Raw genomic sequence first — 15393 nt, forward strand, 5'->3', positions numbered from 1 at the left:
TTACACCTCTCCTTGCTGAATGGCTTGTAGTGGTTCTACTTTTTTAATTTGCAAACCAGAAAGTGTGGCGCCTATGAATCCAATGACCAAGAATATTACGGACAATTGAATGGTTGTGGCCAGCGTTAAGCTGAAGGGCATGCCTTCGGGTGCGATGAGTGCAAATCCTTGGCTTAGCGCAACGGATAGTCCGAGTGCAATGACGGTGATGACAATCATTTGATACCACATCATCCCGAACAATCTGCTTGTTTTAACACCGAGTGCTTTTAAGATGCCGTACAAGCCAATTTTTTGGACGTTCATCATATAGAAGAATATCGCGAACAACATGCCGCTAATGGCGACCAAAAACCAAATAATCATATTGAGTGACATCTGTTCTGCGCTATAACTCGGGATTGTATTGAGGAATTCTTTATTTTTAAAGGCTTGTAAGGACGAAATGTCCTGGGCTTTGTCTTGTCCTGGGACGAACACTAATTGCATCTCAAGGACACGGTAAATTTCTTGGTAGTTTACCATGTTAATAAAAGCGACTGGTGCATGGCTATATTTTTGTTTATCGACAAAGCCTGTTACTTTAAATTCGCCACTAAACTGATTGTTGGTTAAGATATCTCCAACCTTGATGCCGTTCTTCTCTAATGAACGATCGAGGATGACTTCTCCTGGGGCAACTGTTGGAAACAATTTCGAATCAGTCGATGTGACGAAGGCTACACTATGCTGTTTGTCGTCCGCATCGTTGACAAAACCCATTTGAATCGACATAGCGTTAGCATCGTTGTGCTCTTTTAATAGAGCGGCTTGTGTATTTTCATCTATTCTCGACAGGCTGTATTTTTCATTCGCATCTGCATTCATATAAAACTGTCCATTCGGCAGATCCTTTATTAACGCAGCATTATCTTGGGATAGTCCGTTGGATAATCCAGAAATGATAAATGTTAAAAAGCTGACGAGGAAAATGATAGAACCCAAAATCGTAAATTTTGTTTTATTCTTGCTGATTTCTTTCCATGCAATATTCATCTTTACGCCTCCGTTTTTCTTGATAACTTGAGTATAGGGGAGCAAGGTGAACGGAAGATGAACACATCATTACAGTTTGCAAGAACTCCCATCGGATAATAAAAACAGCCTACACGATAATTTAGGTTCGTGTAGGCTGTTGCTTATTTTGATAATGGACAATACGGGCATTTGTCGGTATTCGGAAGTTCCTTTAAGAGGCAACAGGTCGTCCGTTTGTAATTGGCCATTGCATCGAGTGCTTGTTGATTGTTCAAGTATTGTTTAAATGGGGAACGCCGCATTGCGGGTTTCCAGGTTTCGTCTTCTAACAAAATGGCTAAGTCATGCTTTGCGAATGAAGAGTTTTCTTCAAGTAACATCGAATACATCCATAATACGTAGCCCCACACATTTTCCCACAAAATTAACTTGGCGATTTTAGCACGCTTGCTGACATATTCAACGACAGGGTGTCCGTACGATTCAAGAATAAAACGAATGTCTTCTTCCCGGTTCTTCACGTTTCTAAAGCCGGTTGTAGGAACAGAAAACAGTAGGGTGTCATTGTCGATGAATAACGAGATATTTTCCAAATTACCTGCCCAAAGTAAACTGTGTTCGCTGATTAGATGCAGTTGAGCGGCTATGAAAAAACCGTGTCTTCTCATATAAATGGATGCTGCAACAGTATCTGTGGGAGCCCCCGATAAGTCGTGTATCTTTTCGAAGAGTATGTTACTACCTAGTTCGGATAATGCACCCCCGACCGATAAAAACGTGTTGGGTTGTTCACCAACGTGCACGCTAAAACGTTCCAAGGCCGTTTGTTGTGAAGTGTGTAATTTAATCACCTATATGACCTCGAAGTTCGGGTACGATACATCGACCTCGTCCGAATGGAACGCAGTGTGGTGTGCCAAACAGGGGATCTGTTGATACTTGGCATTCCATCCCAAACACAGTACGAACTAAGTCACAGTTAATAATATCTTCCGGTTTGCCTTGTGCATACACGTCGCCATCTTTAATGGCAACGATATTATGCGCATAGCGAGAAGCTAAATTTAAATCGTGTAGTACCATAACGATCGTACGATTTTTTTGCTCGTTTAATTCAAATAGTAAATCCAGAATTTCAATTTGATGCGTCATATCAAGATACGTTGTAGGCTCATCGAGCAGGATGATATCCGTGTCCTGGGCAAGTGTCATTGCAATCCAGGCACGTTGACGTTGACCGCCTGATAGCGTATCGAGTGCTTGATCGCGAAGATCGGTGATTCGTGTTGCATCCATTGCAGCGTTCGTTTGTTTCGTATCCTCTTCCGTCCATCTTGTCAGCCATGATTGGTGTGGGTAGCGTCCTTGTTTCACAAGATCATGGACAGTTAACCCTTCAGGGGACACGGGACCTTGGGGTAGTATCCCCATTTTCTTGGCGACGTTACGTGAGGACATTGAATGAATATCTTTTCCTTCGAGCAAAATAGAGCCATCTGAAGGTTTTAAAAGACGTGCAATTGACCGGAGCAATGTCGACTTTCCGCAGCCATTACTACCGACGAATACGGTGATTTCTCCACGGGGGATAGCCAGGTTTAAGTTTTCAAAAAGAAGTTTGTTCGGATAGCCAATGGACAAGTTGTCGGTTTTGAGCGCAGTGTGCATAGGGATTCCTCCGTATCTATGGGTTGTTTCAATGAGTGTTATATTCAAGTTATTATTACTATAATAGCATATTTGCTCTGCGTTGAGAATGATAATCACTCGATTTAAAAAAGACTTTACAATTCATGCATGTCGAGTTTACACTACTAATTGAGAATGATACTCATGTAATAGGAGGAATGTTTGATATGAAAAAGTATTTGAAATCATTATTTTTCTTGGCGATCGTGTCAGTTTTATTAATTGGTTGTTCATCGAAGAATGAAGGGGACAAAGTGGCTGACACTGGGAAAGAACAAGAAAGTGTAACGATCACAGGTGTGAATGGCGAAGTGACACTGGATAAAGCAGCGAAAAAAGTCGTTGTTTTAGAATGGACTTACGCAGAAGATTTATTGGCAGTTGGCGTCCAACCAGTTGGGATGGCGGATATAGAAGAATATCATAATTGGGTAAACATAGACGCAGAACTAAGTGCGGACGTGGTAAATGTCGGTGGTCGTCAAGAACCGAATTTGGAAGCAATTGCTGCATTAGAACCTGATTTGATCATCGGAACAAGCTTCCGTCACGATGGAATGGTTGCAGATTTAGAAAAAATTGCGCCGACCGTCATTTTTAATCCATATCCTGAAGATGAAAAAATGGATTTGTATCAAGAAATGATCACAACGTTTAACGAAATTGCGAAAGCAGTCGATAAGACGGATGAAGCGAAACAAGTGTTAGCAGATCTCGATGCAAAATATGATGAAGCGAAAACAAAAATTGAGAATGCCAATCTGAAAACGAAAGATGTCATTTTAACACTTGCTTATACAGGACCACAAGCACCTGAAGTTCGTGTGTTTACACCAAATTCAATGGCTTCCCAAATCATTGAGAAAATTGGTTTGAAAAATGTACACATACCAGATCAATTTGAACTGTATGGCTCGAGCACATTTAACGTAGAAGGACTTACGAAGTATGAGGATGCAAATTATTTGTATATTGTACAGGACAACGACAATATTTATGAAAAACAATTAAAAGATAATGCGGTATGGAAGAATTTGAACTTCGTGAAAGAAGACCGTCTATTTGATCTAGGTGGAGATACTTGGCTGTACGGAGGTCCTCTTTCAGCTGAAACATTGCTGAATAAAATTACAACTACAATGGTGAGTAAGTAATGGCGAAAAAAACTTCAGGAGCACGATCCCTTGTTGTTATGATCATCGGATTGTTCCTGTTGCTGTTATTATCTTGTATTCATTTAACGCAAGGGCAAGCTGATTATACGGTTGCTCAACTAGTAAAAGAGGTGTGGACGGAGGGGCGCGTGCAAGATATCGTGCTCTCTCTTCGTTTACCCCGATTAGTGATTGGGATCGTAGCGGGTGGAGCTCTAGCCGTGGCCGGTGCTGTGTTACAAACGTTGACCAATAATCCTTTGGCATCTGCTAGCACACTGGGTATTAATGCGGGAGCTTACTTTTTCGTCGTCGTGTCGATGATCTTCTTTCCAACATTACTCGGTAACTTTCCATTTGTAGTTGCAATGGTGGGGGCAATCCTGTCTTCCGTTCTTGTGGTGCTCTTAGCAGGTAAGCAAATGGAACCGGTGCGCGTTGCATTGACAGGAATGATTATTTCGTTATTGTTTGCGTCTCTGACAGGCTCATTGCAGCTATTATTCGAAAATCAGACAAACGGTCTCTTTTTATGGGGCTCGGGGACGCTTGTCCAGTTGAATTGGGATGGTGTATCGTTTGCAGGACCAGTTATCATCGTGTTCTTCTTGTTGGCATTAGTGCTAGCAAAGCCGTTAGATATCTTGTCGCTTGGTGAAGACACCGCGTCGTCTCTTGGACAAAATGTTCGGCTTGTGAAATTGTTTGCTTGGGCGATTGCGATTGTTCTTGCAGCAACGACAGTAAGTGTTGTCGGTCCAATTGGTTTTATCGGACTAATGGCACCGCATATTGTTCGGATGCTTGGTGTCCGAGGGCATTTGCACATTATCCTGCAGTCATTTTTGTGGGGAAGTGTCATGTTGATTGGCGCGGATGTGTTAGGTCGATTAATCCAACCTGGTCAAGAAGTGCCGGTGGGTGCTATGACTGCATTGATTGGTGGACCGTGGCTGCTGTACTTGGCATGGAAAACTGCGAAAACACATAGTCGTGGCGACCGTCAAATGGGTGGAACGTTAAAGCCGGTGAAACTACCGGTTGTTGTCACGATTATTGTGGCACTGATTATTGGCATTATATCACTGGCCTTATCCTATAACGGCATGGCCTGGTCGATGGAATGGTTGAAACCTGTCGTGTGGAACTTCCGTGTGCCGCGTGTGTTAACCGCGTTTATCGTTGGCGTGATGCTTGCGATTGCAGGGGTTTTACTACAAGGGGTGTTACGAAATCCATTGGCGGATGCTAGTATTTTGGGCGTCACATCGATGGGCGGCGCGGGGGCGATGATGCTTCTCGTATTATTCCCGGCCATTCCGGTTCAATATATGCCGTTTGGTGCAGTAGTGGGGGCTGCCATCGCACTTGGAATCATTTTGGGGACATCGTGGAAAAACAATTTCCAACCAATGCTCGTGGCGCTGATGGGGATTGCGATTTCTGCGTTTGGCTCTGCTGCCACACAAGTATTTGTCGTGAAAGCAAAACTTGCTGTTGCTGCTGCGCTTGTCTGGTTATCAGGCAGTACGTATGCAAAAGGCTGGGATGATGTCCAACTTGCCGTGTTGTTATTTGTGGTGTTCATCGGCCCGGCTATTTATTTGACACGTAGCTTGGATACGCTGACATTCGGAGATGATGTTGCGGCTGGTCTAGGGCTTTCCGTTAAGTCGACGCGTGTGTGGGCATTGATAGTCGGAGTTGCAATCAGTACGGCAGCCGTTTCGATTGTTGGTACGATTGGCTTTGTTGGGCTAGTTGCACCTCATATCGCACGCCGATTAGTAGGGTTTCGCCATCTGCCATTGATTGTCGTATCCGGATTAGTAGGTGGACTATTGCTCGTGACAGCTGACTTTGTCGGAAGAATCATCATTGCACCCAAAGACATTCCAAGTGGGTTAATTGTGGCACTTATCGGCACACCTTATTTGTTATATCTCTTACGAAAAATGAAATAGAGCGGGAGCTGCTACTTAGCGGCTCCCGTTCTATTTTAATTAGATTGAAATCCTTGGTACCTATTCAGTAGCCCGTCCAGCTCCTGACTACATGCTATAACGATCGGATGAGTAAAGCCGAAAAGATTGGCCTTGGCATACATATCGTGCTGCTTCAACTTAATTTGTTTTGAGAGAATACGTTTTCTAGGAATCAATTTAATCATAATTTACCCCCCTATACTTTATGAATGAAAGTCGTGGACCATAAAAACGTTAGTTAAACCTGTATGGTCTCAGTGTAAATAATTCTGATTAATTCGACTACTGAGGAATGTTAGTGGTAGTGATAAAAATGATGGCTAACAGGAATCCATTTGTGAATGTGGCTAATGGTATACTGGTTTCACCGTTATTTAGTGATGGTTCAAACCTGCCGAATAGGGGAACTCGGACTAAGTTCGCTGCGTCCTGCAGGTACAAGCTCAATTCAAAATCTGGACGCAAACACGCCGAGCTGTGTTTGATTACATAAGGAAAGTGGGTCGGGCATGACTTCTGTGGATTGGAATATGAAAACATTCATGAAAGGTGCGTCGATCCTGACGATTTCGGCGATTATTGTAAAATTGCTTGGTGCGGTTTATCGGGTACCGTTTCAAAACCTTGTTGGCGACAAAGGGTTTTACATTTACCAACAGGTTTATCCGTTTATAGGCATCTTTATCGTTTGGACGTCGTACGGTTTTGCGGTGGCAGTGTCCAAGTTACTCGCAGGTAGCACAAGTCGCGGCGAAGCTAAAGCGATGATGCGTGTGGCGTTTACCTATTTGCTTGTATTATCGGTCATGTTTTTTGTTATTTTGACTGTATTTGCACCGCACTTCGCACGTGCAATGGGGGATCCTGAACTTGTTATATTGCTGCGTGCGGGTGCTTATATCGTGTTAGTCATGCCGGCACTTGCGGTGTTAAAGGGGTCATTCCAATCAGAAGGTAGGATGGTGCCTGTTGCTGTGTCTGGTGTGGGGGAGCAAGCGTCTCGTGTGGCTGTTATTTTGGTTGGGACATGGATTGCGGTGCAAGCGGGTGCTTCGCTTTATGCAGCGGGAGAAGTGGCAATGTGGGGTGCGGTTGTTGGAGAAAGTGCAGGGGTTGTCATTCTTGCACTTTATTTTCGGAATACGTTTAAAGGGCCTTTGGAAAAGGTGGATACATGGCGGATTGTCAAAGAATTGACGATAGTTAGTCTGAGTATCAGCGCCAGTTCGCTCATTCTTCTACTATTTCAGCTTGTCGATTCGTTTACGGTTTACAATATTCTTCTGACAAATGGTTTTTCCTCAGATGTAGCGATGGAAATGAAGGGCGTCTATGATCGCGGGCAGCCGCTTGTGCAAATGGGTATTCTCGTTGCATCAACGCTAGCGCTAGCCATCGTTCCGCTTATTGCTTATCATTCGACGAAAGAGGCGGGGCAGGGGGCCTTGCCTTTCATACGACTGACATTCCGTACCGCTTTTCTATTTGGCTGGGCAGCCGCGGCAGGACTCGCACTCGTGTTACCTTATGTGAATGAAATGCTATTTGAAACACGTGCTGGCTCTGTCTCCCTTATTATTTTTTCGCTGCAAATTTTCTGGCTGTCGCTTATTTTACCGCTCACAGCTATTTTGCAAGGCGCGGGGAAAGTGAAAATCCCGACGTTGTTGCTTGTCGGGGGACTAATCGTCAAAATGATTGCCAATCAACTGCTCGTCCCTATATGGAATGTCATGGGTGCGGCGATTGCGGGCAATATTGGTTTTGCGGTGATTACATTGGGACTCGTTGTGTATTTTAAAAAGGTCTATCCCATCCAGCTTGCGCCTAGTCGATTTTACGGTTGGGTAATGGCGGCGACCACGCTGATGATTGCGGTTACCTTGCCATGGATGGTTATGGCGGACGGGGTTTTATTGGAAGGAATGGGAAGCCGGGCGAGATCGACAGTTATTGCGCTTACGGCTGTTACGCTAGGTGCGTCCGTTTTTCTCCTTGTCATTATGAAATCGCGTATAATGGCAGAGAAGGAATGGTATCTCTTGCCGTTCGGGAAACGTTTAGCTACATTACAATTACGACTGAATCAGAGAAAAGGTGACTAATATGCATCCATTAACAATTATCGGTCTCGGTGCAGGTGATTTAGACCAACTCGTACTCGGGACTTACCGACAATTAAAAGCAGCAACTACCATCGTTGCTAGAACGGACCAACACCCCGCAATTGTGGAATTAAGAGCCGAGGGAGTCGTGCTGACAAGCTTCGATGCTATTTATGAAAAACATGATTCGTTCGAGTTAGTTTACGAAGAAATCGTTGCGGAACTACTGGTCATGTGCGCCAAACAACCGGTTACGTATGTGGTACCGGGACATCCGCTGGTGGCAGAACGGACAGTGCAATTATTAGTTGAAAAAGAGCGGGAAGGTATTGTCGAACTGAACATTGCAGGAGGCAATAGTTTTCTGGACCCGATTTTTGCGGCGCTACGTATTGATCCGATTGAAGGCTTTCAATTACTCGATGGTACGGATATGAAGCGTGATGATGTGCAGATGACGCAGCATGTCCTCATTGGACAAGTGTACGATGCGTTTGTAGCATCGGAAGTGAAGTTATCGCTGATGGAGAAATATGCATACGACCACCCCGTGACCATTGTGACGGCGGCGGGTTCTTCAGGTGAAAAACTAAGCACGGTTCCGCTATTTGAGTTGGATCATGTGACGACCATTGATAATCTGACAACAGTTTACGTTCCGCCAGTGCTCGAACGCGAAGGGCGATTGAAGGACTGGTCGACATTCCGTGAAATTATCGCGGCGTTACGTGCGCCGGATGGCTGTCCGTGGGATCGTGAACAAACACATGCCTCGTTGAAAAGGTATTTAATCGAGGAAGCGCATGAACTGCTAGAAGCGATAGAGCAACAGGATGACGACGCGGTCATTGAAGAACTTGGCGATGTCTTGTTGCAAGTATTTCTCCACGCTCAAATTGGCGAGGACGACGGTTATTTTGCGATGGAGGACATTCTTGAGTCTGTCAGTGCGAAAATGATTCGCCGTCATCCGCATGTTTTTGGCGATGAAAATGTAGAGAACTCCGAAGAAGTCCTGCTGAATTGGCAGGATATTAAACAAAGCGAGAAGCCGCAGGTGGAATCGTTGTTGGATGGGCAAGATAGGCATTCATCTGCATTGTTGACGTCCTTTAATTATCAAAAAGAGGCGGCGAAGGTTGGATTTGATTGGCCTACGATTGACGGTGCTTTTGATAAGTTTGAAGAGGAATGGCAGGAATTCCATGCAGAAGTGAAGAATGGTACGAAAGAGAGCCAAACGGATGAACTTGGTGATGTGTTGTTCACCATCGTTAATATCTCCCGATTTCTTAAACTGTCCCCGGAAGAAGCGATGGTCCACGCGAATCAGAAGTTCCGTTCACGGTTTTCATTCGTGGAAACAAGTGTAAAAGAAGGTCGGGGCGAGTTTGCCGACTATACACTCGACGAACTTGAAGCGTTTTGGCAACTTGCGAAAGGAAGGGAAAAATAATGAGACTCGATAAATTTTTAAAAGTATCACGTCTGATCAAACGACGGACGCTCGCTAAACAAGTGGCTGACCAAGGTCGAATTACTATTAATGGCAAGGTGGCAAAGGCGTCATCTGTTGTCAAAGAAACTGATGAATTGGCAATCCGTTTCGGTCAAAAGATTGTAACGGTAAAAATCAACTTATTAAAAGAGTCTACCAAGAAAGAAGACGCCACTTCGATGTATACGATTTTAAAAGAAGAGAAGCTTGAAAAAGTGGAACTTGAATTTGTGGATGATGAAGATTAACTTTGTAAACTAAGCACTACGTGTATAGTTGTTTTGGGATTGCTTTGGATTGAACAACTTCTATACCATTACCGAGATATCTTGGTGTGTAGGGATGCGACAAAGTCGCATCCCTACACACTTTTTCTGTAATCGTATGGCGGTCATTCATCTGTCGCTCTCCAAAAGTGCAGATACACGAAGTACTATTGCTTTTCGGGAATGAGGGCATAGAGGGTTTCTTACCTAGAAAGAGGCAGCCAAAGATACAATTTTGGCTGCGGAAGCCTTGGCTATAAGTAGTCCTATTTCTAATTCAGGAAAGTAAAGAAGGAACACGTCGTACAAAGTGCTAGAGTGCCCGAAATTGCATCTTCGGGCACTTACACTCTTTATAGAAAGTCCTCTATTCTTTATTTTCCAAGCAACTGCATTTTTCACTTAATCATTGTAGGTACGCGACAGGTGACCATTCGCAACAAGATGATCGAAAAAGTATGGCTAGAAGTGACGAAGTCGCATCTAGCTATACTTGCTCTATCGGTAATTATGTCGTGAATATGTCGCCGAAAGCGGACCGGAAATGGTTCAGCGAAAATAGGATTTTACAATCCCTTCTCACCAGTATTTTAATCAAGTAAATCATTCATCAACAGATATAGAATTAGGTAATGCCAACTTAACTAACATGACAGGAATTTTTCTGTCATGTTTTTTTATGTCCCGGCATAAGATAATCGTGAACATACAAGCAAAGGGGGAAGCATCATATGCAATTCCAGACGGACAGTCCTACGTACACAATCCCATCAGGTGACCATGTCGTAACAATGCGTAACAGAAAAAGGATGGACCTCACATCGGTAAAATCAATCGACCGCTTCGATCAAGAAGAATTTTTGATTCGGACATCACAAGGATTGCTGCAGATACGCGGGGAGGAACTGCGCATCGTCCATCTAGATGTCGATAAAGGACTTCTCACATTGGAAGGAACAGTTGCCACTATTCAATACGATGAAGAAGAAACAGGTTCTCGGAACTTCCTCCATAAATTGTTTGGATGAGTTTATCTGTTCAGTTTCTTAGTCTACTTGCAATGATTGGGACAGGCATTGTTGCCGGTGCATTCATGGATATGATTGGGACGGGAACTTCGCATGCAGGAAAGAAATCATTTTTCAGAAGACGTGCAATTTGGTTTGAAATCATTGGGTGGATCATCGCCGGATGTGGAACATTCTATATTCTTTTTCTAGTTCGGGATGGCGCGTGGCGAATGTATGATCCATTCGCCCAAATTAGTGGACTGCTACTGTATGCTAGTTTGTTCTATAGGCCATTCCGTTTGCTTGGGAGAATGATCTTGTTGATCGTGATCAAACCGATATGGTTCATAATCCGGTTCATCATCTCGATTATTGGGCACATCTTTCGTATCTTGTTTAAGGTCATTGTATTCCTTATCACGCCATTCATTAAACTATACCAGTTCATTTCCAAAAAACTTTTGAACTTCATTCGTCCGAAGCCTTCTACTTCTAAAGGTGGCAAGAAGAATGCGAGGAAGTCAAATAATTCAAGTGGGGGTTCGAAACCTAGCTGAATCGCGGTGCACTGGCGGATGGGACAGACTTTTATGGGGCAATCATGATAAAAGTCTGGGCCAAAAACGCCTTTGCATATTTGATAAAGAAAGGGAAATGATGTATAATCCGTAGACTAACGAATGTGTTTTGTGAAGAAAGGAAGTGCAGGACTTGGAACAAAAGCAGCAGAGAAAGTCGCCCGCAACGGTCGCAACGATTCAAACTGAATATGTCCGCTCCCTGCAAAAGAAAGAACATCGAAAAAATGCACGAAAAGTTAAACTGTATCGGAGGCTGACAGCGTTTGCAATCGTTGCGGCGGTTTCTTTTGGCAGTTTGACGCAGTTACTTATCAAACAGAAGCAGGTTTTGGCGGAGAAGGAACAGCAGCAAGTAGAGATGCTTGCGCAGCTTGAAGTCGTACAAGAGGAACAAGAATCGTTGAAAAGACAGCTTGTTAAATTGAATGACGATGACTATATCGCAAAGCTTGCACGTAAAGAATACTTTTTGTCTGAAAACAGCGAAATTATTTTCTCAGTCCCGGAAAATAAGAAAAAAATCGATAAAAAAGACGACGGAAAAGAGTAGTCTTATTGACACTCTTTTTTTGTTGGCTATAATGAGAGTAGGGATCTTGCATTTTGCAGGATCATTAATACGGTTGCAAGGCTTCCAAAAAGGAGCCCGCTTAAATTCTAAGGAGGAGCATTTTTTTTATGTCAATTGAAGTAGGCAGCAAGTTACAGGGGAAAATAACAGGAATTACAAACTTCGGAGCGTTTGTTGAGCTACCGAATGGTTCTACAGGTCTTGTCCATATCAGTGAAGTGGCAGACAACTATGTTAAAGATATTAATGAGCATTTAAAAGTAGGCGACATGGTTGAAGTGAAAGTGATGAATGTCGGAACAGACGGTAAGATTGGATTATCGATTCGCAAAGCGAAGCCGGAATCTGAACAACGTCCAGAACGTCCACAGCGCCCTCAACGCCCTCGTCAAGGCGGTCGTCCTAGCCCAGTTGATCGTCCAGAGAATTTTGAAACAAAGATGGCGAAGTTCATGAAAGATAGTGAAGAACGTCTATCGACTTTGAAAAGAGCGACAGAATCGAAACGCGGTGGCCGCGGCGCAAGAAGAGGGTAACTTGCTAGCTGCTTCAATTCAAGAAAAATGTACGTTTGATAATAGAAAAGCGACGGACATAGGGTGATTACCCTTGTCCGTCGCTTTTTTGTTTTAGTGTGAAGTTGTTGCAAGCTAGTGTCTAGCTCCGGGTGCCAGACTCTCGGGTCATAAGCCAAACCGGCTGTGTGGCAAAGAACGCCACCTACCGATTCGTCTTATGCATGTCGAGTCTTAACGGTCGTCTACGCATTACTTGTATGGCGGCAGAGGGGATCGAACCCCCGACCTTACGGGTATGAACCGTACGCTCTAGCCAGCTGAGCTACGCCGCCTTGGTGATTTCTAGTTCGCATTTTTGACTGCTCTCCAGAACAACAATACCCATATTACATGCGAACTTTGGCGATGTCAACCCATCGTAGGAAAAAAGAAAAATAGTCCTTAATAAGTCGAAACATTTTGTTTTCTCATCGTCATGAACAGACAATTTCCTGCCATTTACCAATGTATACTCAAGGCATAGTAGACATAGGGGGAATGGGAAATGAAACTGATAGACAATGTGACTCGTCCAGTTGGTCAGCCGATTCGTATGTACATTGAGATGTTTCGGAGGGAAAAGATACACATACTCGTTGCAACTCTATTTTTGTTTGGCTCCTTTTTCTTGTCACAAGCTGTGTTGTTCGATACAGCTGTACCCTTTTTCTTACCAGTTTGGGCATTAGCACGTGCACGCTTTAGAAAATACCTCATGTGGGTGTTCGTCGGCGGGATGTTGGGGAGTGTGTTTGTGGGTGAGGGGATTGGACAAGCGGTGATCCATCTATTAATGCTTGCCTTGTTCAACGCGGTTGTCAGATACCCCCTCGTCCGAAAATCGATCCCGTTGACAGTGGCTGGTTGTATCATCGTTGTTCAAGTATTATGGCAGTTTGTCATGTATGCTGGGCAACCGCCAGTAAACGTGCAGTTATCGATTGGTTTTGAAGCGATACTTGCATTGATCATGACTTTTTTTCTTTTCATTGCCTTTCCACCTGCGGATCGGATCTTTTTTGGAAAATGGACGCCTGAACGACTTGCCGCCGCCTGTTTGATTGGTGCAATGGCAACGACGGGAATGAATGGCATCATGCTTGGTCATGTTTCGGTCGCCGGTCTGCTGATTCATCTTGCGATCTTACTAGCTGCATTAGTTGGTGGGCTTCCATTTTCTACGACAATTGCGATGATTATCGCCACAATTATAGGTGTTGCGGAACTATCGTTCACGGGCATGATGGCTGTATATGGTATGACTGGCTTTTTTGCAGGTGTACTTAGCCGCTTCGGAAAAATTGGCATTGCATTAGGTGGGGTTTCTGTATCACTATTTTTCCTTCTCTATGATTTAACGTTACCGTTAGATAGTTCACACTTTGTGACAATCGGCATCGCAACGCTACTTTTTTTAGTGATACCTACTAAAAAGCTAGAGCCGATTCGTAATGTCTTTTATCCGGAGAATCAGGAGACTTCGGAAAAACGTCAAAAATGGTTGGCAGAACGTCTTGATGAGCAACTCGCCGACTTTCAACAGTTTTCCGAATTCATGTCGACACTTGTGGGCGGGCGATTTTCCTCCGGTGGAGATAAGGAGGAACCCACGCCTCAAGTGATACCGAAGGCTTGTGCATCTTGTTTCCGCTATGCTAAATGCTGGGAATCGTCAGATGACGACATGGCGCGACTTCTGTTTGAATGGGAGTCGACATATTCGATGACGAAAAAGGCCTCACGTCATCGCGTTGAGGAAAAGATTAAATACAAATGTATCCGGTTCAATGGACTCGTGGCGGAACTTGAGGAACAAGCGACGAATCGTTTATTGACGGGACAACTTCAGCATGGTCGGAAAATGCTTGCCCTCCAATTACGGGATATGAGCACACATCTGGATAAGATTATGAACGAAGTAAAAGAGGATTTGTCCGTTTATAAGCCTGTTGAGGATGAACTTGCAAAACGGCTTCAGGAAAAAGATATTGAGTTTTTCCAAATTGATATTTTATCGGGGGAACGGGGGGCGCGTCGAATTGTCTGCTGCATTCCGGAGAAAAGGTCTGATTTTGAAACAGATACAACTGTCGCGGAACGGCTCATTCTACCCGTTCTTGAGGAAATGTATGAAGAGCCATTTCAGGTGGCTAAATCCGTCGTGCAACAACAGCCATTCCCGCATATTCAATTGACGTTCGGATCGGCAGTCCGTTTTTCACTTGATTATGGAATTGTCGCAACAGCGGGCAGTGAGTCATTCCAAGCAGGCGATGCTTATGAGGTGTTCCCAATCCATGATGGACTAACAGCTGTATTGCTGTCGGATGGAATGGGGCAGGATTTGAATGCATATCGTGAAAGCCGCAAGGTAATCCGTCTGATGCGGGAGTGTTTGGACCGCAAAATGGATCCAGAGACAGCCATGCATACGCTTCACTATATGATGTCATTGAATGGGCTTGACGATATGTACGCTACGCTAGATTTGGCTTTAATTGATTTACAAGATGGGCGACTCTGGTCGTGGAAAGCAGGTTCAATGAGTACGTATATTAAGCGGGGCCAGGACTTCTTAAGGTTGGATAGTGAATCCGTTCCGGTTGGTTTTCTTCCATCCTTTTCTGTAGAGGCGAAAAAGGAGGATCTAAAAGCCGGAGATATTATTATTATGATGACGGATGGTATGTTTAATGGTGATATTTCGCTTGAAAAACAAGAGAGTACTCTATACGGTACACTTGAAAAGTATGGGGATTTCAAGTGTGACAAAATTGCAGACCGTATTGTGAGTGAGATGGAGCGGAAGTATGGCGTGGTAGCGGATGATCGAACAGTATTGGTCATGAAAGTGGACCATGTTCTACCAGAATGGTCTAGCTTTACACCATACTCACAAATTATTTCCTAAGAAAAAGGAATCCCCACTTTGCTTCACTTGAAGTGGGGACATTCTTTCA

The 15393-nt window shown here is 44.0% G+C and carries 14 protein-coding genes and 1 tRNA gene; 10 read left to right on the forward strand and 5 right to left on the reverse strand.

The window, feature by feature from the left end; translation table 11 throughout:
- The 3 genes from ACIQ0H_RS20885 to ACIQ0H_RS20895 form a co-directional block, all read right to left on the reverse strand.
- Positions 1–1035: an ABC transporter permease gene (locus ACIQ0H_RS20885; RefSeq protein ID WP_403419127.1), complete on the reverse strand. Its 1035-nt coding sequence runs from the start codon at positions 1033–1035 to the stop codon at positions 1–3.
- Positions 1036–1178: 143 nt separating this feature from the next.
- Positions 1179–1868, reverse strand: coding sequence for a hypothetical protein (locus ACIQ0H_RS20890; protein WP_403419129.1), 690 nt, complete (start codon positions 1866–1868; stop codon positions 1179–1181).
- Positions 1861–2685 (reverse strand): ABC transporter ATP-binding protein, encoded by an 825-nt coding sequence (locus ACIQ0H_RS20895; protein ID WP_403419131.1) that lies wholly within the window; start codon positions 2683–2685, stop codon positions 1861–1863. The genes ACIQ0H_RS20890 and ACIQ0H_RS20895 overlap by 8 nt, the downstream gene beginning before the upstream one ends.
- A gap of 188 nt (positions 2686–2873) precedes the next feature.
- Between ACIQ0H_RS20895 and ACIQ0H_RS20900 the strand changes: the two genes are divergently transcribed.
- Both ACIQ0H_RS20900 and ACIQ0H_RS20905 read left to right on the forward strand, forming a co-directional pair.
- Positions 2874–3860, forward strand: coding sequence for an ABC transporter substrate-binding protein (locus ACIQ0H_RS20900; protein WP_403419133.1), 987 nt, complete (start codon positions 2874–2876; stop codon positions 3858–3860).
- Complete coding sequence (locus tag ACIQ0H_RS20905; RefSeq protein ID WP_403419135.1) at positions 3860–5824, forward strand: iron ABC transporter permease; 1965 nt, start codon at positions 3860–3862, stop codon at positions 5822–5824. The genes ACIQ0H_RS20900 and ACIQ0H_RS20905 overlap by 1 nt, the downstream gene beginning before the upstream one ends.
- Positions 5825–5859: 35 nt before the next feature.
- Here the strand turns inward: ACIQ0H_RS20905 and ACIQ0H_RS20910 are convergent, their stop codons facing one another.
- On the reverse strand, positions 5860–6030 hold the full coding sequence (locus ACIQ0H_RS20910; RefSeq protein ID WP_403419136.1) for a Spo0E family sporulation regulatory protein-aspartic acid phosphatase: 171 nt from the start codon (positions 6028–6030) through the stop codon (positions 5860–5862).
- A 324-nt stretch (positions 6031–6354) separates the two neighbouring features.
- On the opposite strand from ACIQ0H_RS20910, the gene ACIQ0H_RS20915 reads away from it, so the two are divergent.
- The 7 genes from ACIQ0H_RS20915 (at position 6355) to ACIQ0H_RS20945 (ending at position 12412) form a co-directional block, all read left to right on the forward strand.
- Positions 6355–7950 (forward strand): putative polysaccharide biosynthesis protein, encoded by a 1596-nt coding sequence (locus tag ACIQ0H_RS20915; RefSeq protein WP_403419138.1) that lies wholly within the window; start codon positions 6355–6357, stop codon positions 7948–7950.
- Position 7951: 1 nt separating this feature from the next.
- Positions 7952–9406: a bifunctional methyltransferase/pyrophosphohydrolase YabN gene (yabN, locus tag ACIQ0H_RS20920; protein WP_403419140.1), complete on the forward strand. Its 1455-nt coding sequence runs from the start codon at positions 7952–7954 to the stop codon at positions 9404–9406.
- On the forward strand, positions 9406–9696 hold the full coding sequence (locus ACIQ0H_RS20925; RefSeq protein WP_403419142.1) for an RNA-binding S4 domain-containing protein: 291 nt from the start codon (positions 9406–9408) through the stop codon (positions 9694–9696). The genes yabN and ACIQ0H_RS20925 overlap by 1 nt, the downstream gene beginning before the upstream one ends.
- A 749-nt stretch (positions 9697–10445) precedes the next feature.
- Positions 10446–10742, forward strand: a complete 297-nt coding sequence (yabP, locus tag ACIQ0H_RS20930) for a sporulation protein YabP (RefSeq protein ID WP_403419144.1) — start codon at positions 10446–10448, stop codon at positions 10740–10742.
- Positions 10739–11281, forward strand: a complete 543-nt coding sequence (gene yabQ / locus ACIQ0H_RS20935; protein WP_403419146.1) for a spore cortex biosynthesis protein YabQ — start codon at positions 10739–10741, stop codon at positions 11279–11281. The genes yabP and yabQ overlap by 4 nt, the downstream gene beginning before the upstream one ends.
- A gap of 154 nt (positions 11282–11435) precedes the next feature.
- Positions 11436–11855 (forward strand): FtsB family cell division protein, encoded by a 420-nt coding sequence (locus tag ACIQ0H_RS20940; RefSeq protein WP_403419148.1) that lies wholly within the window; start codon positions 11436–11438, stop codon positions 11853–11855.
- Positions 11856–11983: 128 nt separating this feature from the next.
- The gene (locus ACIQ0H_RS20945; RefSeq protein WP_403419150.1) at positions 11984–12412 is read left to right on the forward strand and encodes a S1 domain-containing RNA-binding protein; all 429 of its coding nucleotides are present in this window, start codon (positions 11984–11986) and stop codon (positions 12410–12412) included.
- A 240-nt stretch (positions 12413–12652) separates the two neighbouring features.
- Here ACIQ0H_RS20945 and ACIQ0H_RS20950 read toward each other — a convergent pair.
- Positions 12653–12726: transfer RNA gene (locus ACIQ0H_RS20950), tRNA-Met, on the reverse strand.
- Positions 12727–12938: 212 nt separating this feature from the next.
- Here ACIQ0H_RS20950 and ACIQ0H_RS20955 point away from each other — a divergent pair.
- The gene (locus tag ACIQ0H_RS20955) at positions 12939–15344 is read left to right on the forward strand and encodes a SpoIIE family protein phosphatase (protein ID WP_403419152.1); all 2406 of its coding nucleotides are present in this window, start codon (positions 12939–12941) and stop codon (positions 15342–15344) included.
- The last annotated feature ends 49 nt before the right edge of the window (positions 15345–15393 follow it).

It is taken from the genome of Sporosarcina sp. NPDC096371, from assembly GCF_044762865.1.
Lineage (GTDB): Bacteria > Bacillota > Bacilli > Bacillales_A > Planococcaceae > Sporosarcina.